General features: G+C 41.3%; 16 protein-coding genes. 3 read left to right on the top strand and 13 right to left on the bottom strand.

What is annotated here, in order from left to right:
• Positions 1 to 524 precede the first annotated feature (524 nt).
• From DWX23_RS22205 to DWX23_RS22190, 4 genes are all read right to left on the bottom strand, one after another.
• Positions 525 to 2,447, bottom strand: coding sequence for an Mfa1 family fimbria major subunit (locus tag DWX23_RS22205; protein WP_122376105.1), 1,923 nt, complete (start codon positions 2,445 to 2,447; stop codon positions 525 to 527).
• Positions 2,448 to 2,477: 30 nt separating this feature from the next.
• Positions 2,478 to 3,941 carry a DUF3868 domain-containing protein gene (locus DWX23_RS22200; protein ID WP_122376104.1) on the bottom strand — a complete coding sequence of 488 codons (1,464 nt, stop codon included), beginning with the start codon at positions 3,939 to 3,941 and terminating at the stop codon, positions 2,478 to 2,480.
• A gap of 12 nt (positions 3,942 to 3,953) precedes the next feature.
• The gene (locus DWX23_RS22195; protein WP_122376103.1) at positions 3,954 to 4,541 is read right to left on the bottom strand and encodes a DUF3575 domain-containing protein; all 588 of its coding nucleotides are present in this window, start codon (positions 4,539 to 4,541) and stop codon (positions 3,954 to 3,956) included.
• 353 nt (positions 4,542 to 4,894) lie between these two features.
• Entirely contained in the window at positions 4,895 to 7,000 is a 2,106-nt protein-coding gene (locus tag DWX23_RS22190) for a S9 family peptidase (RefSeq protein WP_199673365.1), read from the bottom strand.
• A gap of 85 nt (positions 7,001 to 7,085) precedes the next feature.
• On the opposite strand from DWX23_RS22190, the gene DWX23_RS22185 reads away from it, so the two are divergent.
• Entirely contained in the window at positions 7,086 to 7,577 is a 492-nt protein-coding gene (locus DWX23_RS22185) for an SPOR domain-containing protein (RefSeq protein WP_007652658.1), read from the top strand.
• Positions 7,578 to 7,757: 180 nt separating this feature from the next.
• On the opposite strand, the gene DWX23_RS22180 is transcribed toward DWX23_RS22185, so the two are convergent.
• A complete protein-coding gene (locus DWX23_RS22180) occupies positions 7,758 to 8,636 on the bottom strand; it encodes a carbohydrate kinase (RefSeq protein WP_122376101.1) in 879 nt (292 codons plus the stop codon).
• 175 nt (positions 8,637 to 8,811) lie between these two features.
• Positions 8,812 to 11,547: a substrate-binding domain-containing protein gene (locus tag DWX23_RS22175; protein WP_122376153.1), complete on the bottom strand. Its 2,736-nt coding sequence runs from the start codon at positions 11,545 to 11,547 to the stop codon at positions 8,812 to 8,814.
• Positions 11,548 to 11,648: 101 nt separating this feature from the next.
• On the opposite strand from DWX23_RS22175, the gene DWX23_RS22170 reads away from it, so the two are divergent.
• Together DWX23_RS22170 and DWX23_RS22165 are read left to right on the top strand one after the other, a co-directional pair.
• Positions 11,649 to 12,116, top strand: coding sequence for a WbuC family cupin fold metalloprotein (locus DWX23_RS22170; protein WP_122357024.1), 468 nt, complete (start codon positions 11,649 to 11,651; stop codon positions 12,114 to 12,116).
• A 3-nt stretch (positions 12,117 to 12,119) separates the two neighbouring features.
• Positions 12,120 to 12,671: a DUF4833 domain-containing protein gene (locus tag DWX23_RS22165; protein ID WP_122357026.1), complete on the top strand. Its 552-nt coding sequence runs from the start codon at positions 12,120 to 12,122 to the stop codon at positions 12,669 to 12,671.
• Positions 12,672 to 12,735: 64 nt separating this feature from the next.
• Here the strand turns inward: DWX23_RS22165 and DWX23_RS22160 are convergent, their stop codons facing one another.
• The 7 genes from DWX23_RS22160 to DWX23_RS22130 all read right to left on the bottom strand — a co-directional run.
• Positions 12,736 to 13,983 carry a DUF1015 domain-containing protein gene (locus DWX23_RS22160; RefSeq protein ID WP_122376100.1) on the bottom strand — a complete coding sequence of 416 codons (1,248 nt, stop codon included), beginning with the start codon at positions 13,981 to 13,983 and terminating at the stop codon, positions 12,736 to 12,738.
• A gap of 97 nt (positions 13,984 to 14,080) precedes the next feature.
• Positions 14,081 to 15,004: an NAD(P)-dependent oxidoreductase gene (locus DWX23_RS22155; RefSeq protein WP_122376152.1), complete on the bottom strand. Its 924-nt coding sequence runs from the start codon at positions 15,002 to 15,004 to the stop codon at positions 14,081 to 14,083.
• 4 nt (positions 15,005 to 15,008) lie between these two features.
• Positions 15,009 to 16,076, bottom strand: a complete 1,068-nt coding sequence (gene serC / locus DWX23_RS22150; RefSeq protein ID WP_122376099.1) for a 3-phosphoserine/phosphohydroxythreonine transaminase — start codon at positions 16,074 to 16,076, stop codon at positions 15,009 to 15,011.
• A gap of 188 nt (positions 16,077 to 16,264) precedes the next feature.
• A complete protein-coding gene (locus tag DWX23_RS22145; RefSeq protein ID WP_199664176.1) occupies positions 16,265 to 17,536 on the bottom strand; it encodes a replication-associated recombination protein A in 1,272 nt (423 codons plus the stop codon).
• Between the two features lie 224 nt (positions 17,537 to 17,760).
• Positions 17,761 to 18,924, bottom strand: coding sequence for a site-specific integrase (locus tag DWX23_RS22140; protein ID WP_122357032.1), 1,164 nt, complete (start codon positions 18,922 to 18,924; stop codon positions 17,761 to 17,763).
• 476 nt (positions 18,925 to 19,400) lie between these two features.
• Complete coding sequence (locus tag DWX23_RS22135) at positions 19,401 to 20,867, bottom strand: SusD/RagB family nutrient-binding outer membrane lipoprotein (protein WP_122376098.1); 1,467 nt, start codon at positions 20,865 to 20,867, stop codon at positions 19,401 to 19,403.
• A 37-nt stretch (positions 20,868 to 20,904) separates the two neighbouring features.
• A partial coding sequence (locus DWX23_RS22130) for a SusC/RagA family TonB-linked outer membrane protein (RefSeq protein ID WP_233587743.1) occupies positions 20,905 to 23,826 on the bottom strand: 2,922 nt, incomplete at its 5' end.

The raw sequence follows: 23,826 nt of genomic DNA, 5'->3' as shown, positions 1-23,826 counted from the left end.
GAATCACCATCCATCTTTTGTCTTTTACCTGTTGATATATAATATATACACAGGTGAAGGGTTGTCTTTTTTCGGCGTCACCGGGTTTGAAGCTATTCATTCATCGAGGTGACGCCGGAAAGACAGGGTCATTCACCCTTATATTGTTTGATTATCAAGAAACAGTGCACAAGGGTGAATGAAGTGACGCTGTTTTTGTAAAAACTTTATTCTGAGCAGGTATCAGGCGGGTATTCCGCCGGTAAAATCCGCTCCGGCTATGGTTTCAAATGGGTCGGCAACTATTTTGAATGGGTGCCGACTCATTTGGGGACAGGTGCCTACTCATTCAGGAAAAGCTGCCGATCCGTTATTGGAAATACGTACGGCTTTTTATCCAAAAGCGTACATATTTTTTCATGCCTGCCAGACTAAGATTGTAGCACGATAGTGTTGGACAGGCGGTGACTATAGTACTATAAAGGTCAGCCTTATAGTGCCGGGGAGGTCAGCATGGTAGTGCTGGTTCAACCAGGACTGGCTGGTTAGAGTTCGATGTTACCATTGTCACGGACTACCCAGTCTTTGACGTAGATTTCGACGCTGATGTAATGATCTTGTCCTTCATCGGGATTTTCCGGATCAGTAGGTTTGAATGGAGATTCCCCCATACCTGAAACTTTCGTAACTGTCAGGTCGTATATGTTATTACGAACGATAGCGAATTCCATAACACCCATTACATCAGGGTCATCATTATTTGAGTGCCTGATCCAATATTTATAATAGTTCTTACCGTCAGGGTATGCAGAGATACCGTTTTCATAGAGAGTTGGCCCAATTTCATCAAGCTTTTTCTCATAATCACTGAATTTTATTGTTTGTGAGAATGTTGCTTGTAAATAGCCTGTTGGATCACTCTCAACTATTGCTTTTACTTCATCTTTATCTGTTTGCTCAAGACCTTTCCCTGCAATTTTTTCCATAAAGTTTTTATATGCATCGTCTTTTTCCTCCCCTTCATCTAATACATTCTCCAGGTTAGCATAAAACCAATCTGCAAACACAGTCCAAAGATCTTTGTAAATTTTGTTATTATAAACATAATAGTCGGCTGGAGTACCAGTTTTATAACCATCATTATTCACCAAAGGATACTTGTACTCATTACCTGACACCATATACCAGCTTTTCGGAACATACACCCCTTCAAAGATAGCACCTGTTGAATATCCGTTCTGTTGATTTGCTTTAGAGGTAGTATTTTCCATGGTGTAGACAGGTTCAACATTAACAATAGAATGATAATTTCCGTTATCCTTAAAGAAATCACCATACAGTTTGTCTGATGCATCCTGAACCTTTTGGTTTGTAAAACTGTTTTTGTATAAAATTTTGTACTCCGTTTCTCCAGCAGTTATATTATATTCATCCTGCGCTCTTGTTATCATATTAAAAAAGCCAGTTTTTCCACGTGTCCATGGATCTATGACAAAATTTGTTGCCAAGCCACTTGGCGTAGATGTTTCATCTCCAATATAAGTATCGTTATCATTTGAAGTGTTAAGTTCATTCATTATTCCCGTCACACGTTTCAACAGATAAGTACCAGCCTGTAACTGGTTGACGATAGTGAAGTTCTTAAGGAAAACTTTCCCTATTTCGTTTCCATCTTCCTTTCCTGTATCAGTTATTGTATAACCGTCATCTCCACCTGTTTTTTTTACCTCTATCTTCGCAGCCAGACGTTCAATAAAAGCAGTAGTCACAGCCGGATTCGTTTCATTATTTCCTGTACTGATACTTACCTTGGAAGTACCCAGGCCATCAATACTCATCGTATGAGTAGACATGACAAAACGATCTTTAGCATCTCCTGTTATGTCTTCGATCTTGCTTCCAACAAGATAATCTCCTAACTGCCCAACTGTTTCAATCTTTTTACCAGATTCTCCAGAAATTGCCTTCTGTAACTGTTCCCCAATGTTAGCCACACAAATCAAACCAAACTCCTTATCAATAAGTGAATTCGGAATTAAAGACTTTATTTTAACTGTCACACTTGAATGATTATTACCTCCGGGATGAGCGATCTCAGGATTATCCAATTTATGATATCCTACTGCGACAATTTTTTTTTCAGCAGTCACTGTTTGGTTCCAATCTGTTACACTATTTAAACTCTCACCATCTGCATTTCCATACAGAATCACTGTCACATCATGGATCTTTCTTTCATCCGATGTTCCACCATTAAATTCATCCCCATCTTCCCCACCTGTAGGGCGATCTGCTTTCGTTAAAGCTTTTGTCGTAGGTGAAGAGATAGTGACAGCCACATAAGCCTCTTCGCCTTTACCATCAATCCTATCATTAATGTCATCTCCTCCATCCAATTCTTCAGAGCAACCTCCTGCCATCATTAACAGCGCGGCCACCCATAAGCCATAAAAGTTTTTCTTTTTCATTGTGTTATAGAATTACGTTATTAATTTTAATTATTCTTCGCGTTTCAGCTTGATCTGCTCCAGGTTGCTACAGGCAGCCTCGGCCACCGATGTTTCTTCATGTGCGGCAAGCGGGGTGAGCAACTTCTCTGCCCGATCCAGATCGTTCTCAAGCATACAGATAGCCGCTTCCGCCAATTGCCGCTGGGGCGTATCGGTTGTCTTTGCCAGATAACGCTTTGCCTGCCCTAGTTTACCCTCACTGATAGCGATATTGGCAGCATTCAGGTTAGATATCGGATCGTCCGGATACATACGGACCGCTATTTCGAACACTTCCTTGAAACGGTCGCTGCCCGGCTCGTAGGTCTGTGCCACCCGAAACATCTCCTCCAGACTCAACTGCCGGGGATCAGTGTAAAGCAACTCCTTCGCCTCTTCTACCGTAAAGTTGCGTATCGTGTACTTCACTACGTAGTCCGAATGGCGCAAGGCCGGGTATATATCGCGTAGCAATATCTTATAAGGCATTCCGCCCGCAAGCATCTTCAATCGCCACTCACGTTTATCCCAATCGGCCGGTTCATCGGCTCGGATGATCGCTAATATTTCTTCCTTTTCCGGTAGATTGGAAGCTTCAACACGCAGTTCGAGTCCCTCCCAATCTTCCGGTTCGAAATTAACCTGCATACGAGCATTCCCGAAGTCATACATATTACGTACATAATCCAATAAAGCCTTAGCACGGTACTCTGCCAGATAAGCATTATTGGCATATCCGCCTTCAGGTGAAGCATATCCTTTGATATCCACTTCAGTGATCGTTGCGTATTTATCATTGCGCACCGATTCGATAGTCTCTCGTATCTTACTCAGTTCCTGTGGATTCTTACGATAGTCCGGATAGATTTCCGTTTTGTTGACAGGGAAATCAAGAAAGGCACTGCCCTCCAGTGAACGACTTTTTACGGCTTCGGCCTGCGGAGCCACATAAACCAGTTGTGGAGCCAATACGACCGGTTCGGCCAAATTGACCGGGAATAAGACAGTACGATCGTTCTGCAAGGCTTCCCAACCACAACCACAAAGGTCAGTTAGTAAAGCAAATTCGGACTTTTCCATCCATTTACAGAACGGAAGACGAACATGATAATCTAGCCGCTGTTCCTGCTTATTATAACGGCGTACTACAAAACGGGATTCCGGCCGTATATCGTGTTCCTGCCGTTCATACAGGATATGACGGTCGCGCCCATTGATAACGATCGGGGGCAGCAAACGTAGGCTGTCTCCCCGCTGAAGCACCGGAGTACATACGACTGAACGGTTGCAATCAACCTCTATACTACTGATATTGACAGTCATATCCACAATCAGAAAAGAATCGGCCTTTTCTACCAGTTTCCGTTCTACTAAAATTGTGCCTTCCTGCACGGCTCCAGAGACAGTCTCCTGAGCCGACAGGATCGTTGCGGCACCGAATAGCATGGTTGTTATAGTTAGTAAGCGTTTCATAAGGGAGTTCTTTTAGAATAAATAGATAAAACTTACCGCAGCCTGTGTCGGACCGAAATAATGTTTCTTTACTTTCTCAATCTTGCTGCCACAATTGGTACAAGGATATTTATCCGATTCAAGGTACAAATAACCTACGCCTACCGTAGCTTCCAGGTTCCAATGTTTCGACAGTAGCCATTGGTATCCGTAACTGATACCGACACCGGTACCCCACCCCTGATGACGCTCGCCTTCGGTACCCAACAATTTAATGTCGGATACATTATATAATATATAAGGTACGTGAATACCGATAAAGCTCTTGTAAAAGCTTTCGCAAAACCAATAGCGAAGTTCCGGATGCAGGCGCAAATGTTTCAACGACTTGCCGTAGCTACCATCATCATTCTTGCCGGAAAAAGGATTCAGGCCGGCCTCGAGCTCCAATGTCCATTTTCGGGCTAAACGAAATTCGACACCGGCATTGAAAGTAGCTGTAGCCCAATAAGGGATATTGGTCTTTATTGCAACCACTGGTCCTCTGTCCGTTTGTATGCCTTCTTTAGCGGAAACGAAGCTGGTATAACAGATTAGAATTAGTAATAAAACGTTTCTCATAGATACTGTACTTTTAGTTCTCTTTATATTTACCTGTGTTTCAGTACAGATAAGCCATCAACAAATACTTTTTTGAAATATCATGTAAATCATGCTATTTCGCGTTTTACAAAAATAAATATTCGAACAATAGGCAGTCACTCACATCTGACATATGGTATCAGATTGGAGAAATTTAGTACAAATTCAGGGGAGTTTTAACATAGTTATTCGAAATAACATGTATTTCATGACATTTCAAAGAAAACAAATAAAAAAAAGGATTGCTTCGGTCATCTGCAATTTCTTACAGAAGACCGAAGCAATCCTTATATTGAAAACGTAGAAGTACTAAATACCCTTCTACCTTTATTTTACTTCTTCACCCACTTATCCAGCCATTCGAAGAATGTGCGCTGCCACAATACACCGTTCTGCGGTTTCAACACCCAGTGGTTTTCATCCGGGTAGATCAACAGTTCGGCAGGAACGCCACGAAGTACGGCAGCATTGAAAGCAGCCATCCCCTGACCGGCAAGGATGCGGTAATCTTTTTCACCGTGGATACATAAAATAGGCGTATCCCACTTATCGACAAAGCGATGCGGAGAGTTGGCAAATGTACGTTGAGCCACCGGATTATTCTTTTCCCAGTAAGCGCCCCCCATATCCCAGTTGGCAAACCACATTTCTTCTGTTTCCAGATATTGCATTTCCATATTGAATATACCGTCATGAGCAATGAATGCTTTGAAACGTTTATCGTGATGACCGGCTAACCAGTAAACAGAGAAGCCTCCGAAGCTGGCACCGACACAACCCAGGCGGTCGTTATCGACATACGGTTCTTTCGCCATTTCATCGATAGCCGTGAAATAGTCTTTCATGCACTGGCCGCCGTAATCACCGCTGATCTGTTCGTTCCATTCCATACCGAAACCCGGAAGACCGCGACGGTTCGGGGCCACGATAATATAATCGTTGGCTGCCATGATCTGGAAATTCCAACGATAAGACCAAAACTGGCTGACCGGACTCTGGGGACCGCCTTCACAGAACAGCAAAGTCGGGTATTTCTTGTTCGGATCGAAATGAGGCGGATAAATCACCCAGGTAAGCATCTGCTTGCCGTCGGTTGTCTTCATCCAGCGTCCTTCTACCTTACCCATCTCCAGCTGATCGTAAATCTGCTTGTTTTCAGTTGTCAGTTGAGTCACCTTATTATTATCTGCCAGGTCGATCGTATAGATCTCATCTCCCATGCTCATGGAATGGCGTTTAGCGATCAACTTATTTTCCCCCAGCAGGTTGACAGAGTCATAGTCATACATACCGGAAGTCAGTGCTGTCAATTTATTACCGTCATTCAGATCGATCTTATATACCTGCGATTCACCATGCCATACACCGGTAAAATAGATTGAACGCGCATCGGCACTCCAGCAGAAACCGTCCACATTGGAGTCGAAGTCCTTGCTGACAAATGTCTTTTCACCTGTTTCCAGGTTCATTACCATCAGGCGGTTCTGATCGGCTTCGTAACCGTCACGTTCCATACTCTGCCAGGCAATATATTTACCATCAGGCGAATACTGCGGATTCGTGTCATATCCCATGATTCCCTCACTGATATTGACCGTCTGCTTTGTATTCAGGTCATACACATAAATATCCGAGTTGGTAGAAATAGCATATTCCTTACCCGTTTTCTTACGACAGGTATAAGCTACTTTATCGGAAGTAGTGTTCCATGCCAACTGTTCGATACCACCGAAAGGTTTCATCGGCGATTCAAACGGTTCGCCCTCCAGCACATCGATCGGGCTACCCACTTTATTTCCGTCGAAGTCAGCAATAAACGGATGCGGAGCCGTTGTCACCCATTCATCCCAATGCTTGTACATCAGGTCGGTCACGATAATACCGGTCGCTTTGTCCAGATCCGGATATTTATCTTTTGTACTCGGTACGGTCTTCACCTGAGAGATAAACAAAACCTTCTTCTCATCCGATGAGAAAGCGAAACCTTCGATATCGCCGTCATAGTTCGACAACTGGCGGCGTTCGGTCCCGTCCGGATTCATTTCCCAAAGCTGGCTGCTGCCACTTTCACCGGAAAGGAAAGCGATCTTCTTGCCTCCTTTGATCCAGGTCGCTTCGTTCTCCGAAAAAGGAGTGTGCGTAATCTGTTTGTTATCAGATCCGTCGGCATTCATAACGAATACTTCACGGTTGCTGGTGTTGAGAGGTACACTGTAATAAGCTACGGTGTAAACTACTTTTTGTCCGTCAGGCGAAACATTCATTCCTCCGATACGTCCCATGGCCCAAAGAGCTTCGGGCGTCATCCGACCGTCGGCAATTTTGATTTCCGAACGTCCGATAACCGGTTTTGTGTCTTCTGCTTTCTTAGCTTCCTGATTACAAGCACCTAGTAATACGGATGTTGCCATAACCATTGTTGCAATAGATTTATTCATGTACATTATAATATATTATATTCTGTGTGCGAAATTAGTAAATATAATTTATATCTTTGCACAAGTAATTTAAGAACTGAACAGTATGAATAAGATTTGGTTATTTGGAGCCGCTATAAGTATGGTATTAGCATTCGGCTCATGTAAACCTAAACAGAGTGCTTATAAGGCTGCTTACGAACAAGCCAAAGAAAAAGAATCTACAGCTCCTGTTGAGGTAGTAGAACAAGAAGAAGAGATTGTTGAAGAAGTTGCACCGGTTTCTAAACCCAGAACTTCTACGGCAACGACTCGCTCGGAAAGAATCAGCGCTGCACAGGGTGAAGACGCCAGCCGTCTGAAACGCTACAGTGTTGTTATCGGTAGCTTCAAAAACAAGACAAACGCTTACTCTTTGAAAGAGCGTATGCAGAATGCAGGCTACAATGCGGTATTAGGTGAAAACGAACAAGGTATGTTGCGTGTAATCGTTGCCAGCTTCGATGATAAAGCTGATGCAGCCGACAGCCGCGATGCTATCAAAGCAAAGTATGCTCCTGACTTCCAGGATGCATGGTTACTGGAAAGACAATATTAATAAGCTATTCGGCTAAATACAAAAGGGATATCCATCACGGATGTCCCTTTTCTTTTGTTACCTGTAAATATAAAAAAGCCCGGATATTCCGGGCTTTCACCAACCTAAACTAAAAACCTAAAAACTAACCATCTTTTTGCCTTAAACTATAAAAACCTATACATACATGAATTATCTTTCTTATTCGTAAGCCGGCCATGCTCCTTTGCTGGAACATACGAAGGCCGCAATCTTCACAGCATATCTGTGGGCGTCTTTCAATGTACCGCCATTGAGCAACGACATGATCAAAGCGGCTGAAAATGCATCTCCTGCACCTACCGTATCGACTACCTCTACTTCCGGTATAGGTAATGTTGAAACTTCATCCGGAGTATAAACCGTACTGTAAGAAGCTCCTGCGGTAAGAACAACCATTTTCAGGTTATATTTCTCCATAAACCAGGCTGCTATTTCATCTTCTGTCCCGTTCAGTCCGAATAGTTCTTTCAACTGATTCATCTCATCGCTATTCATCTTCAAGACATTGGAGAGATATAACGATTCTTCTATCAATCCTTTATTATAATAATGCTGACGCAGATTTATATCGAACAAACGATAGGCTGTATCCGGAGCAAATGACAGGATGGCCTGAATAGTTTCACGCGACTGTGTCGAACGTTGTGCCAATGCTCCGAAACAAATGGCATCCGCCCGCTCTGCCAGATCGACTGCATCCGATGTGGGCGACATATGATCCCAGGCAACACGTTCTGTAATCGTATATTCCGGTATCCCATCTTCCTTCAGTTCGACTTTGACTGTTCCTGTAGGATAAGGGACTTTTTCGATCAGGTATTGAATAGAGTTTTTATCCAGTTCTTTCAAGATATCTACTCCATCCTCATCATCACCAATGGCACTGACAGCATATCCCTCTGCTCCCAGACGGGATGCATGGTAAACAAAATTAATAGGTGCACCACCTGCTGTTTTACCGGTGGGAAGTAAATCCCATAAAAGTTCACCTATACCGACTACTACCGGTCTTTTGTTTTGTTGCTTCATTTGTTCCATGGTCTATTAATTCTTTATAATATAAGATTTTCTTTTCCCTTAGTTTTCGATGATGCAAAACTAGGGGATACAATGGAGACAAACGATAACACATGCTACAAAAAGAATAATCCTCGTTACATAAAAGAGTTATCTACAGAGAGATTATACTCACGTTACACGTATGTAACAATTGTTATTCCTTTTCCTGGTATTCGGTAGGTGTAATGTTATAGGCCGCTTTAAAACATTTGGAAAAATAAGGAGGAGAACTAAAACCGGTAGCATAAGCTACTTCATTCACATTGCGGCCTTTCTCCCTCAATAAGGCTGCCGCACGTTTCAAACGATAGTTACGGAGAAAGTCGGTTGGCGTGACACCGGTCAGTTCCTTTACTTTCCTGTAAAGGTGCACACGTGACAGTCCCAGCATATCACTCGCTTTCTCTATACTGAAATCAGAATCAGGATAAGATTCTTCGATTAAAGCTATAAACTTACGCATAAATAAATCATCCATACTTTCCGTTTTACCTATCTTCAGGTTGGAAATGGCAGGCGACTGAAGTTCCTGCGTAAAGGCATTCCTCAACCGGGCACGCTCTTCCAACAGGCGGACGATACGAAGTTTCAGTTCTTCGATATTGAAAGGTTTCTGGATAAATTCGTCGGCACCGCTGGCAATACCGTACATCCGCTGCTTATCATCAGACAAGGCAGTCAGCAATATAACCGGGATATGACTGAATGCGATATTCGATTTAATCTGTTTACACAGTTCATAACCATTCATTTCGGGCATCATCACATCACTTATGACCAGAGATATATTTTCCTTTGCCAGAATATCGATAGCTACGACTCCATTTACAGCCGTCAGAATACGGAAATTCGATTTCAGTTCTTTCTGTAGGTAAGCATTGATATCCGGATCGTCTTCAACAACCAGGATCGTATAATCATATGTCCGGTTCACAATCTCGTCCATCTCGCGGGTATCCAGATTAGCTACCCCGCTCGACAGCTCGGTGACGGAAGGGGCAAACGTGCAGGTTTCATCAAAATGAGATTTTCCTTTGGGTAACTCGACAAAAAAGACAGTACGTTTTCCAGGTTCGCTTTCCACATGAATACTGCCTTTGTGCATACTCACAAACTCATGGGTCAGATGCAGTCCGATACCCGTTCCGGTAAGGTTATCGCCGGTAAAGAACTGATCGAAAACAGCAGAGAGGTTCTGAGGCTGGATCCCTTTCCCGTTATCTTCTACCGAAAGTGTCACATACCCGGCATGATCCTGTAAACGGATCGTAATAGTTCCGCCATCAGGCGTAAACTTAAAGGCATTCGACAGCAGGTTGGCCAGAATCTTTTCCATTTTATCCGTATCTACCCAAAGGCGTACAGACGATACATCGTGCTGAAAAGTATATTGTATCTGCTTACTTTGCGCCATCGTCTCAAAATAAGACTTGACATCCTCTATAAAAACAACCAGGTCTATTTCCGTTACCCGCATATTCATTTTATTACTCTCGACCTTACGGAAATCGAGCAACTGGCTGACAACCCGTTTCAGGCGGTCGGCATTCTTTTTTATCAGATGTATGTCATCTGCGATCGGCGAATCGGGAGGCAGTTCTTTAGATAGCTTATTCAGCGGACCGAGTATCAGCGTCAGCGGTGTTTTGATCTCATGGGAGACATTGGTAAAAAACTGTAACTTTCGTGTTGTAGCTTGTTCGATCTTGCGATTCGCTACAGCCAGTTCTTCCCGCTGCTGTTCAACCTGTATGTTCGTTCGTTTCAGCTCGTGGTTCTTTCTCTGTACTTTACGAAAGATATGTATCACATAGAGAGCCAGCAAGATCACTATTCCCAGCAACAACAAGATCAGACCGACCGAATTTTGAAGGAAACGATATTCCGAAAACATCTTATCCAGATTATTGCGCTGTTTCTCGATCTGATCCTGATAATCAGCCAATTGTTCGGTCTGCAGATAGATGGTTCCGGCATTATCCTTATCGATCAGGGCCGATGTCAATGCATAATGTTTGGAGACAGGCATTCTGTTCAGGATCTGCCAGGCTACCTTTATAGCGGTACTCCCCCCTGTGGGATAAACAAATGAAGCGGTCAGATAACCGTCGCGAACCGCTTCAATTCCTTTCCCCTTACCGGGTAAAGCATCTATACCGATAAACTTGATCCTTTCCGCAGCTTGCGGATCGACTTCCATAATCGCCTCCCGGGCAGCCAGTGCCATCGGATCATTATGCGCATACACGATATCTATATTCTCGAAAGATCCCAATGCTGCAATATTAACCTTTGCTTCATCCCTGTGCCAGCGACCATATACGGTTTTCACAGTTACATTGTTATTATGAATAAGAGCATCGCTAAATCCATTATGGCGGTCGAGGGCAGAAGAAGAACCTTCGCGCCCCCATACTTCGACAATCGTCGTCTTCTCTTTCTTCAGCAAGGAATTGACAAACAACCCGGCAGCACGACCGATTTCGTAATTATCCGCCCCAATGAACGTGGTATATTCCTCCGAATAGATTTTCCGGTCTATTATAATGGTCGGGATTCCAGCCCGGTAGGCTTCGACAGCAGCCGTTGTTATAGGTTCCGATTCATTGGCGGAAATAATAATAAGATCGACCCGCTTTTTTATCAACTCACGGATTTGTTTGATCTGAGTATCATTATCTTCATCGGCGTCCTTCACATCAAGAGTCATCCCCGGATAGTCTGAAGCCTTCACCTGCATATCCAGCATCATCGCTTTCCGCCAGCTATCGTTAATAGAGCTATGGGAAACACCCACAACAAATTCTTTTTCCTCCCCTCCCCGCCTACAGGAAATTGTTAGGGACAGAATAAATATCAACAGACAAAGACGGTATATAACGGGTTTCATGAAGCAGCCGATTTTCAGGGTTTCGTACAAAAGTACGGATTATCGGCATAACAGACAAAATTTATTTTGTACATTCGTCCCACAAACAATTGTTGCATAACATGAAAATAATCGATAAACAACTACTTGACAAGACTTCTGAACAGGCAAAGCAATCGCCTCGTCTCCGTATGAATTACAACTTCCACGAACGGTTGGACGATCCGGTCAATCGTTTGTTGAATGCAATGGAACCAGACACTTATATCCGTCCGCACCGTCACCTGAATCCCGACAAAGACGAGATATTCCTGCTACTTCGCGGAAAAGCAGTCGTATTCATTTTCGACGACCAAGGGAATATTACGGAAAAAGTTCTACTCGACCCGTTGGCCGGTTCGTATGGTGCGGAAATCAAACCCGGTATCTGGCATTGCCTGCTGGTCCTGGAACCGGATACAGTTGTCTACGAGGTGAAACCGGGACCTTTTGCCCCTCTACATCCTGAAAACATGGCATCATGGAGTCCTGAACCGGACGATAAGAAAGGTGTCAAAGAATATATGACTTATCTGGCCACTCAAATATAAAAGATGAAAAATAGCAATAGAATCAGTCATACAGGAAAAAGGGTAATATCAATCGTTACGATTCTGTTTTTTACCCTTATTGCGACCTCATATGCAGGTAACCCGGAAGAGAACACCTATCCGACAAGCGAAAGGCTTTTCCATATAGCCCGGAGTACCAACAAAAACCTGGTCTGCTACGATGTGAATCTGGAAAACGGCAAGCTGAACACTAAAACTCCCCTCAACGTCTACTGGGTCAACCGGGAAGAACGGCCGGGAGAAACCAACGGTTTAAGTTATTTCCAACGAAAGATGGCATACGGATACAAACTGGTTTCGGAAGGAGACGATTTCAGTGAAGTGACACTGACAGCCTATTCTGGTAAAAAACTAAAGATCTGCAAGCAGGATTCAAAATATGTCTGTATGACAACGATCGACAATCAACCGGCCATACTGGAATCTCTCTATGTACAAACCAAATCCGGTAGTCCTTTAAGTGTCGAATATGTAGAGCTACAGGGAATTTCCACCAGTACGGGAGCCAAAGTTTCTGAAAGAGTCAAGAAATAATAAAAGCGAGTGTGTTTATAACAAACAGACTCGCTTTCTTATTTATTTTACAGACAAACCGCTTTTACACCAGTTTATGAATAACCAGCCCCGAACGTAATTTCGGTTCGAACCAGGTTGTCTTAGGAGGCATGATATTTCCGGTATCGGCTATATCCATCAACTGTTTCATAGTTACAGGATATAGGGCCAATGCCACTTTCATTTCACCACTGTCTACACGGCGTTTCAATTCTCCCAATCCACGGATACCTCCAACAAAGTCTATACGTTTGTCCGAGCGCAGGTCTTTAATACCTAAAACTTCGTCCAAGATCAGATTTGAAGAAATAGTAACATCCAATACGCCGATCGGATCGTTATCATCGTAAGTACCGGGTTTAGCAGTCAACGAATACCATTTACCACCCAGATAAAGCGAAAAATTATGCAAAGCCGTCGGTTTATATATTTCCGTACCTTTCTCTTCTACAATGAAGTTAGCTTTTAGTTTATTCAGGAACTCTTCTTCCGTCAATCCATTCAAATCTTTGACCACACGGTTGTAATCGATAATAGTCAACTGATTTGCCGGGAAACATACAGCCATAAAATAGTTATATTCCTCATCTCCACGGTGATTCGGATTTTGCTTAGCCTTTTCCGCACCCACCAAAGCAGCTGCTGCCGAACGGTGATGTCCGTCTGCAATATACAAGGAAGGCATTGCTTCGAAAAGTTCCGTGATACGGGCAATATCATTCTTATCATCAATAATCCAGAATGTATGTCCGAAACCATCCAACTCTGCAACGAAATCATATTCCGGAGTTTTTGCCGTATACTTCTTAACAATAATATCCAGTTCCGCATTATCAGGGTAGGCAAAAAATACCGGCTCAATATTGGCATTATTGACACGTACATGTTTCATACGGTCTTCTTCCTTATCACGACGGGTCAACTCATGTTTTTTAATATTACCTTTCAGATAATCATCGACATACGCACAGACAACCAATCCGTACTGCGTACGTCCGTTCATCGTCTGGGCATAAACATAATATTGTTCCTGCTGATCCTGGACTAACCAACCTTTATCCTGGAATTTCTGAAAATTCTCTGCCGCCTTTTCATAGACAGCCGGATCATGTTCATCTGTTCCCTGCGGAAAATCAATCTCCGGTTTGATTATATGATATAATGATTTTTCGTTACCTTTTGCTTCTTCACGCGCTTCTTCAGAGTTAAGCACATCATAAGGACGTGAAGCTACATCTTTTATTAAATCCTTCGGTGGACGGATACCTTTGAATGGTTTTATTTTTGCCATAGTTTTAACAGTTGACAATTGACAGTTGACAGTTGACAGTTGGGGATGATAGGAACGCGAAGCCCATCTGTCAACTGTCAACTGTCATCTGTCAACTTTATTTATTGACTCTGAATTTCTCGTTACCGTTCTGCAGGAAATCAACGATCTGTTTTGCAGCAGCAATACCGGCATTGATATTAGCCTCAGCAGTCTGGGCCCCCATCTTCTTCGGTGTTCCGAAATAACGGTCCGGATATTTGGCAGCCAGATCGGCATCGATAGCCGGCTTGATATCCGTGATATATTTAAAATCAGGACGTTCTTCCATCATCTTTGTCAAACCGGCCTCGTCGATCACTTCCTTACGGGCTGTATTCACAACGATAGCACCTTTAGGCATCGAATTCATCAATTCAAAATTGATAGAACCTTTTGTTTCGGCTGTTGCCGGAATATGAAGAGATACAATCTGGCAAGTCTTAAACAGATCGGCAGTAGAAGCAACTGCTTTTACACCGTCTTTTTCAATCACTTCAGCCGGACAGAATGCGTCGTAAGCATATACATCCATACCGAAGCCTTTAGCGATACGTGCCACATTACGGCCGACATTACCATAAGCCAGAATACCTAGTTTCTTTCCCATCAGCTCTGTTCCGGATGTCCCGTTATAGAAGTTCCGGACAGCATATACAAGCATACCGAAAACTAATTCAGCCACAGCGTTGGAGTTCTGCCCCGGCGTATTCATCACACATACATTATGAGCTGTCGCAGCAGCCAGATCCACATTGTCGTAACCGGCACCGGCACGAACTACGATCTTTAAATCTTTGGCTGCATCCAATACCGGAGCATCGATGATATCACTACGGATGATCACCGCATTTGCATCTTTAACAGCATCCAGCAATTGACTTTTATCCGTGTATTTTTCCAGAAGAGCCAATTCATAACCAGCACCTTCAACCACTTCACGAATACCTTTCACTGCTATCGCAGCGAAAGGTTTATCTGTAGCAACTAATACTTTTGTCATAGGATCAATGTAGTTTTTCAAATTCTTTCATTGTTGCAACCAAAGCTTCTACACTGCTCTTCGGCATAGCGTTATAAAGAGAAGCACGGAAACCACCGACAGAACGGTGTCCTTTGATGCCCACCATACCGGCAGCAGATGCGAACTTGTTGAATTCATCTTCCAGCTCTTTGTATTCGTCATTCATAACGAAACAAACATTCATAATAGAACGGTCTTCTACAGCAGCTGTACCTTTGAACAATCTATTACGGTCGATCTCATCATACAAGATAGCCGCTTTTTCAAGATTCATCTTTTCAATAACAGCAACACCACCCAACTCTTTATACCATTTCAATGTTTGCAATGCTGCAAAGATCGGAAATACAGGAGGAGTGTTGAACATAGAATCTTTTTTGATGTGCGTATTGTAATTCAGCATTGTAGGAATAGCACGGTCTACATGGCCTAAAGCTTCTGTACGCACAATAGCCAGAGTTACACCTGCTGGCGCCAGATTTTTCTGTGCACCGGCATAAATCACATCATATTTAGAGATATCGATCGGACGAGAGAAAATATCAGAAGACATGTCAGAAACCAGACGTACATTCAAATCGGGATCATAACGCATTTCCGTACCATAGATCGTATTATTAGATGTAAAGTGGAAATAGTCCGAATCTTCTGCAACCGTATAACCTTTAGGAATATAGGTGTAGTTAGCTTCCTTTGAAGAAGCGACAACGTCAACTTCTCCGAATAACTTAGCTTCCTTGATCGCATTAGAGGCCCATGTCCCCGTATCCAGATAAGAAGCTTTTTTGTTCAACAAGTTAAAAGGAACCATACAAAACTGCATGCTGGCACCACCACCCAGAAATACAACTTCGTAACCAGCCGGCACATCTAGTAACTCTTTGATCAAAGCTCTGGCCTCGTCGTTTACTGCAACAAATTCTTTACTTCTATGAGATACTTCAAGAATTGATAACCCTGTACCTGCGAAATTCTCAACAGCTGCTGCTGCATTCTTAATCGTGTATTCGCTCAGAATAGAAGGTCCTGCAGAAAAATTGTGCTTCTTCATATCAATTTCTTTTTAATGTTATATATTATTTAAGTAACGTGTTTTTCGAAAACAGGCGGCTAATGTACGAATTAAATTGAAATTTGAAAATCAAAACCCGAAAATTATTAGCAAAAAGGTACATATTTATCATTCTCACCGTCTTTTATACCGTTAATTTTCTAGTTTCAATTATGAATTGTCAATTACTAAAACCGATCTCCCCACAATTTCTTCATTTGTTCGATCAGTTTCTGTTCAGCCGGGTTACTCTGTCCTTTCCAAAAGCGCTGGTTCAGCACTTCTTTAGGCAAATATTCCTGTTCTACAAAGTTGTTCTTATAATCATGTGCATATTTATACTCTTTACCATAATCCAACTCCTTCATCAAAGCTGTCGGAGCGTTCCGCAAATGAAGCGGAACAGGAAGATTCCCGGTGCGTTCAACCAATGCCAATGCATCATTTATCGCCATATAGGCTGAATTACTCTTAGGACTACTGGCCAGATAAATGGTCGTTTCAGCCAGGATGATCCGTCCTTCGGGCCAACCGATCTTCTTCAAGGCATCGAAACAGGCATTTGCCAGTAATAATGCATTCGGATTAGCCAACCCTATATCTTCCGATGCCGAGATCACCAACCGCCGGGCTATAAACTCAGGGTCCTCCCCTCCTGCCACCATACGTGCCAACCAATAAATAGCCCCATCGGGGTCGCTTCCCCTGATCGATTTGATAAAAGCAGAAATAATATCATAATGCATCTCTCCACCTTTATCGTATGCCGCCGGATTCTCCTGTAAACGGTCTACCACTTTCTGATCCGTTATCTCGATCTTATCCGTTTCTTCTGCCGATATAACCAGCTCCAGTATATTCAGTAATTTCCGGGCATCCCCACCTGAATAACGAAGCATGGCGTCCGTCTCTGTCAGGACAATATCCTTCTCCTTTAATACGATATCCTCCTTGATCGCATGATTTAACAATGTAAGCAAATCACTTTTATCCAACGATTTGAGCACATAGACCTGACACCTCGATAATAACGGACGGATCACTTCAAAAGATGGATTTTCCGTTGTCGCTCCGATCAATGTAACTACCCCCGTTTCTACAGCATTCAGCAAAGAATCCTGTTGGGATTTACTAAAACGATGTATTTCATCAATAAACAAAATAGGAGATACCGTATTGAAAAAGCGATTACTTTTTGCCTTTTCAATCACATCACGCACATCCTTCACTCCCGAACTGATAGCACTCAATGTATAAAAAGGTGCCTCCAGTTTATTGGAAATGATCTGTGCCAGTGTAGTCTTACCCACACCCGGCGGTCCCCACAGAATAAAAGAAGGGACACGGCCTGCATCTATCATTTTCCTTAACACGGCTCCTTGCCCTACAAGGTGCTTCTGTCCGATATAATCATCCAGTGTTTTCGGACGTAATCTTTCTGCTAAAGGTTGATTCATCATGCAGACAAAAGTCGTATATTTTATTTACTTTTCAAAGTATAACCCGCGTAAAAATTTTCATTCAAGCGAATGTTAGAAAACAGATTTTTATAACAAAAAGACAACAATACAGCCTTAATACCGAAGTAACACCATTGTAAGTATAACATTTTGTCAAACAAACATTAGAGAACACAGGAAATTCTTCTGATTTCCTCTACGTTCCCTAATGCCGTTACCCAATATCATTTAATACTTGACAAACTCGAAAGATCACGAACGACAGTCATGTCCATAATATTACTGTATATCTCCGTCGTACGCACACTTTTGTGCCCCAAAAGTTTCTGCACAGTCGTAATATTTGCACCATTATATAATAATAATGTAGCATTCGTATGTCGTGCTGTGTGAAATGAAACTTTCTTATCTATATCCGCCATCTTACAAATTCGGCGTAATTGCTTGTTCACGTTTGAATTGGAGGAAGCCGGCATATCAAACAAAGTCCACGGATTATTTTTATAACGCTCATAAATAGGAAGAGATTTCCCGTCAAACAGCAAAAACAGAGGCAAGCGAACATTGACATCTGTTTTGACTGATGAATAGATCAACCAAACCTTATCATCGATAATAAGAAAATTCTCCCTCGTAATACTGACAATATCCGAAAAACGAAGTCCGGTATAACAGCTGAACAGGAACATATCCAACGTCCGTTGCAACGTCCGGCGACCTTTCAGGTTTAAACTTTCCAATTGTCCCAGTTCTTCCGGAGTCAGATGAGTTCTTTTGCTTTCCATATACTTTATCTTGTATTTACGGAAAGGATAACGGTGCAAATCGAACAGATCCTTGTTGATAGCCAGGTTTATATAACGTTTTAAATGCTTCATATGTTTGGCTATCGTATTCCGGTGATATTTATTCACCAACATATAATGCTCAAAATCACAAAGGAAATTAAAACTCAAATCATTAAAACTCACATCTGTTTTAAAAGAAGACAGAACCTGCAATGTCGAAAAATGATTCTTCAATGTTGACAATTTCAGATTACTCTGAGTTATCTCATTTTTCATAAACAGAGAAAAAGAAGTCTGACCTGCCTCAGGTTTCTCTTTCAGATCATTCAACGAAAATTCCTTGCCACTATGCACAATTTCAAGCTCCAGCTGTTCTAATTCTGCAATAAAATTAGTCAGATACTGGTTTAAAGACTCCATATTAGGATGATTCTTTACTGCTTTTCTCTTTGCATCCCACTGAAAAGGCTTCACATAAACCTTTGTCGAAAAATACTTCTTCTGCTTGTTCAAGTAGGCCTCCACCTGAACCAAAGCTTTACCCTCTGAGTTTAACTGCTTCTTACGGTTAAACACTAAGTTATAAATTACTTTTTCCATGATATATAATTTATTTTCTGAATGAAACACGAAGGAACAATAATTAGTTCTTTCTTATGTCTAAGACAAATTAAAAATTTGTTATTACTTATTTACCTAAGTTCCGAAAAGACGAAATCCTACCCCGATCCAGCCTTAAAAAACAATCGATTCGGAAAACTCATTTCTACTACGAGCCTACAAAGATAAAAGAGACTTACTAATCATAAAAAACAAAAAACAAGAAGTAGCTTTCCAAAATGGATACAAAAAAGCCTTTTTTACTCAATCTGTTCAGAAAGTGAAACACAAAGAATCTATTTTTTTTGATGATTGAAAGAAAAAATAAAAAGTGTAGCGTTTAACGATATCCCCTTTAAAGAAGACAAAGGACATCTTATTCTTTAACACCACACATTATATAGATTCGATACCCAATAAAAAAAGCTGTTTCACTTAAAATGAAACAGCTTTTCTTGAAGTTATAACAACATTTGTTATTTATCAAACCACATCGCATCCCACAATTTCGGAGATTCTTTAGGTGCATTTGGATTGCCACTCAATTCATCCGGAGAATAATCCCAACGACGGAGGAGTTCCTTCGCTGAAGCTTCTTTAGGAACAGTCAATGCGGGAACTTCATTTCCATGAGTCCCGGAACGACGCCACTGAACAAAACACTCTAATGGGCGATCCATCAAGTCAATCCACTGTTGAAGATGTATTTCGTAAATAGCTTTGTCCTGAGATAGTTTGGAAAGATCCGGTAAATTACCCAAGAATGTTTCTGTAGCAGCTCCGTCTGCCTTATAGTAGTTACAAGCAGTTTTCACACCTTCTCTGAATAAATCATTAGCCTTTGTCAAATCCATTGCAACACCCAGACCTCTTGCATAAACTTCGGCCTCCAATAATAATTGTTCTTGATAAGAGAACAACAAATCAGGACAGTCCTTTCTATATAAATAAGCACTGATAGCTGACGATAAAGCATTATTATCGGCATCTTCTACAACCTCTTCTCTTGTATCCAATGCTCGAAACTCACCATCAAAACCAGGATCAAAATAACGAGGAATACGAGAGTCGTTATATTTCTGCATTGGTTTTAATGTATTATTGTGAGCATAGAACATTAAGTTTGTACCTCCAGTATATTTAGCTATGATTCCATATTTAGGATTTTCATTTCCTGCATTTTCTGAATACTGGAATTCCATATTGCCTTCAGAAGAAGATATCATCTTTCTTTCTTCCATCAGCTTTTTAATATCATCAGCTTTACTGGGATCAGCATCAACCATAGTCATTAAGATTCTGAATTTTAATGAATGTGCTAATGCATACCATTTAGACATATCACCTTTGTAATAAGGGTCATATTCATCGATACAATTTTTATCGTCCAAATTAATTTTCGCAATTGCTTCATCTAATATTTTAATAGCCCCATTCAATACATCTTCTTGGGCGTCAAACTTCGGATACTTAATATCCGTTTTCCACGCTTCTGAAAATGGTATATCTCCCCATAACATAGATGCTTCATAAACATGTTCAGCCAAAAGAATTTCGCACTGGGCTTCAGCGTTAACATTCTCTGGTGAACTATTCTTAGCCTGTTCTATTGCCAATTGAAGATTATTACCTCCTACAGAATAATAATGCTTCCAGGTATTACCTGTACTATAAGGACTAATTTCATAATATGCTTCGCCCCAACCTCCATAGTTGTCGCCGCCATCTGCCTGGGATTGAATACTCATCGAAATAGGTATATATGAGTCGCCACCTAAACGATTACCAGACCAACAAACTGCCACATAATTAAATAAATAACCAGCTTCTACCTTCTCTGCAGTGTTGGGATTATCGTTCACGTCTAACCAATCGCTACAACCAGTCAGAGCAGTACAAGCTACCAGGCTTAGAAGTGTATATTTTTTGAATAAACTTTTCATCTGATTTACTGTTTGAATTTTAAATAGATATTTTATATTATAATGTTAATTTAATATTGAACCCAAAGCTACGAGTTGCCGGGATACTATTAAATTCAACACCTTCTCCAATTTCACCAATACCGAAGAAGTTAGATTCCGGATCAATGTGAGGCACATGAGATTTGATTAACCACAAGTTACGTCCTTCAAAACCCAAATCCAGTGATTTAATGAAGAAATTGGTAAACCATTGTCTAGGTAATGCATATGAGAATGTCAACTCTCTCAATTTTACATAAGATGCATCAAATACACAACCTTCTGTATTTTGAGTTTTAGATACGTGATTCCAATAATCTTGCATACTTTTTACAGGCACATCGTTCGGACGTGTAGTCCCATCCGCATTCAAGATTACCCCCGGTTCAATAAAATTAGTGTTTTCACGATCAACACCTGTTTCTGCAGCCAAACCAGATGAACGCAAAGAAGATACTGTTCCAGAATAGATGCTACCACCATGACGAATATCAATCAGGAAACCTAAATTGAAACCTTTATAAGATATATTATTATTGATACCCATCGTGAATTTAGGATAAATATCTCCCAAACGGACATTGTTCACCGTCTCACGAAGACCGGTTTTATCATTAATAACATAATTACCCTGATCATCACGCTTCCAACCTGTACCATATAAACCGAATGATTCACCCGGTTGAGCTTTTACCTGCAAACCGCTCCACCCTGAAGTTAGTGTATATTCAGTTAAGCCTTCTGCTAGTTCATTTACGACCTGCTTATTAGATGCAAAATTCACATCCAGATCCCATTTCCAATCACGTGTCTGGACAGGAGTGATTCCCAATGTCAATTCAACCCCTTTGTTAGTAAGTTTACCTGCATTGATTTTATTTGCAAAATAACCGGTAGACAATGGAACATCGATAGATACAATCTGATCCGTAGTTACATTCTGGTAATAGGTTGCATCCAGACGAAGACGATTGTCAAAGAAACGTACGTCAGCACCAATTTCAAAAGAAGATTGATTTTGAGGCTTCAAATTGGCCAACGGCAATGTGCGTGGTCCCGTAAAACCAACTAATCCATTATGAGGCAATGTATTCGTAATGCTATATTGCAAGAAATAACTATTCACTGCACTGTACTGAAATGCCAGCTGATAAGGGTCTTCATCACTACCAACATTTGCATAGTTAACACGTACTTTACCATAGTTGAATACATCTTTTAAGCCATCATCAAACAATTCAGAGAAGATAAAGCTGGCACTAACTGACGGGTAGAAATAAGAACGGTTATTTACAGGTAATGTAGAGGACCAGTCATTACGACCTGTTACGTTCATATACAACAGACTCTTATAACTGAAACCCAAGTCAAAATAGACACCCATCAAACGTTTGATTTCATAATAATTTTTCGGACTTGTCGATTTTGCATTTGTAAATGTATACAAACCGTCAACGATCAGCCCTGTAGCCAATGTATTATTGTTCTTCCATTCAATTTGGTTTACATTGTGCCCTACAATAGCTTTGATTCCAAAATCATCGAATGTCCTTTCATATGTAGCCATCAAATCATTATTTACAATGCGGTTATTCAACTCCCAGGTTTGGAATTTACCTTCATTTTCTCCGATTGTTCCTTTAGCATACACTTTACGACGAGATTCATTGTAAAAGTCGGTACCTGCATTATTGGAGATAGTCAAACCTTCAATCGGTTTCCATGTTAAAATAATATTACCAATAACACGATCCAAAGTATTGGTATATTTATTTTTATTGATAATCCAATAAGGATTATTACTCTTTCCATCAGGGTCTAATGGAATTTGTTTACCATACTCATTTACCCAGTTATTCTTAATATCATGAATATCAATTGTTCTGGGAAGACCATTCACCAACGGAACCAATAAGTTCGGGTCATTTGAACCTTGAGCCGCACGACCTTCAGAATCACTACGAACATATTGAGCAGACACACGTGCCGAGAATTTAGGATTAAATTCCATACCGGCATTCACAGCAAACGTATATTTATTGTAATCTGATCCCGGAATGATACCTTTCTGATTAACAGAAGAAAAGCTGGTACGGAAATCCGTTTTTTCTCCACCACCTGCAACAGAAACGTTATTCAAGTAACTCATACCTGTATTGTAAAAGTCTTTCACATTATCGGGATAAGCTTGTAAGGTTACTTTTTCACCTTTATAGTTTGTATATTGAGTTCCAGCAGCGGCTGCGGCTGCAATATTGGGTCCCCAACCATTCAGATTCTTCACACTATATTCCCCATAAGTACCCTGGGCATATTCATTCTGAAAATCAGGGAGTTTAGACACTTTGTCAAAACGAGTTGAAGAATTGACTGTGATAAATGTTTTTGTATTCTTACTACCTTTCTTAGTTGTAATAACGATAGCTCCATTCTTTGCACGTGCTCCATATAAAGCAGTAGCAGCAGCACCTTTTAATACGTTGATCGATTCAACATCATCAGAACTAATATCACTCGCACGGTTTCCAGCATCCACATTACCTGTAATTCCATCTGCATTATAAGCTCCATTATCAATAGGCAACCCATCAACAACAAATAACGGAGAAGAATTACCTCCAATAGAAGAAGCACCACGGATTTGAATTTTAGAACCACCACCAGCAGTACCGGAAGCTTGTCCAATACGAACACCGGCAACTTTACCTGATAATGCATTTACAACATTTCCTTCGCGAGCTTTAGTCAGTTCCTCTCCTCCAACACTAGACACAGCATAACCCAACGATTTTTCAGAACGCTTAATACCGATAGCAGTCACAACTACTTCATCAATATTCTGAGAACCAGAGCTTAAAACCACTTTCAAAACAGGTTGAACAGCGACCTCTTGGCTTTCCATACCTACATACGAAATTACCAGAGTCTTTGCAGAACT

This window comes from Parabacteroides sp. AF18-52, from assembly GCF_003479145.1.
GTDB classification, from domain to species: domain Bacteria; phylum Bacteroidota; class Bacteroidia; order Bacteroidales; family Tannerellaceae; genus Parabacteroides; species Parabacteroides faecis.
Note: the sequence above shows the minus strand (reverse complement) of the source record. Positions and strands in the feature narration are given on the sequence as shown.

Coding starts and splice junctions, on each gene's coding strand:
- DWX23_RS22205 (WP_122376105.1), bottom strand. CDS start 2,447: ATGAAAAAGAAAAACTTTTATGGCTTATGGGTGGCCGCGCTGTTAATG.
- DWX23_RS22200 (WP_122376104.1), bottom strand. CDS start 3,941: ATGAAACGCTTACTAACTATAACAACCATGCTATTCGGTGCCGCAACG.
- DWX23_RS22195 (WP_122376103.1), bottom strand. CDS start 4,541: ATGAGAAACGTTTTATTACTAATTCTAATCTGTTATACCAGCTTCGTT.
- DWX23_RS22190 (WP_199673365.1), bottom strand. CDS start 7,000: ATGAATAAATCTATTGCAACAATGGTTATGGCAACATCCGTATTACTA.
- DWX23_RS22185 (WP_007652658.1), top strand. CDS start 7,086: ATGAATAAGATTTGGTTATTTGGAGCCGCTATAAGTATGGTATTAGCA.
- DWX23_RS22180 (WP_122376101.1), bottom strand. CDS start 8,636: ATGGAACAAATGAAGCAACAAAACAAAAGACCGGTAGTAGTCGGTATA.
- DWX23_RS22175 (WP_122376153.1), bottom strand. CDS start 11,547: ATGAAACCCGTTATATACCGTCTTTGTCTGTTGATATTTATTCTGTCC.
- DWX23_RS22170 (WP_122357024.1), top strand. CDS start 11,649: ATGAAAATAATCGATAAACAACTACTTGACAAGACTTCTGAACAGGCA.
- DWX23_RS22165 (WP_122357026.1), top strand. CDS start 12,120: ATGAAAAATAGCAATAGAATCAGTCATACAGGAAAAAGGGTAATATCA.
- DWX23_RS22160 (WP_122376100.1), bottom strand. CDS start 13,983: ATGGCAAAAATAAAACCATTCAAAGGTATCCGTCCACCGAAGGATTTA.
- DWX23_RS22155 (WP_122376152.1), bottom strand. CDS start 15,004: ATGACAAAAGTATTAGTTGCTACAGATAAACCTTTCGCTGCGATAGCA.
- serC (WP_122376099.1), bottom strand. CDS start 16,076: ATGAAGAAGCACAATTTTTCTGCAGGACCTTCTATTCTGAGCGAATAC.
- DWX23_RS22145 (WP_199664176.1), bottom strand. CDS start 17,536: ATGATGAATCAACCTTTAGCAGAAAGATTACGTCCGAAAACACTGGAT.
- DWX23_RS22140 (WP_122357032.1), bottom strand. CDS start 18,924: ATGGAAAAAGTAATTTATAACTTAGTGTTTAACCGTAAGAAGCAGTTA.
- DWX23_RS22135 (WP_122376098.1), bottom strand. CDS start 20,867: ATGAAAAGTTTATTCAAAAAATATACACTTCTAAGCCTGGTAGCTTGT.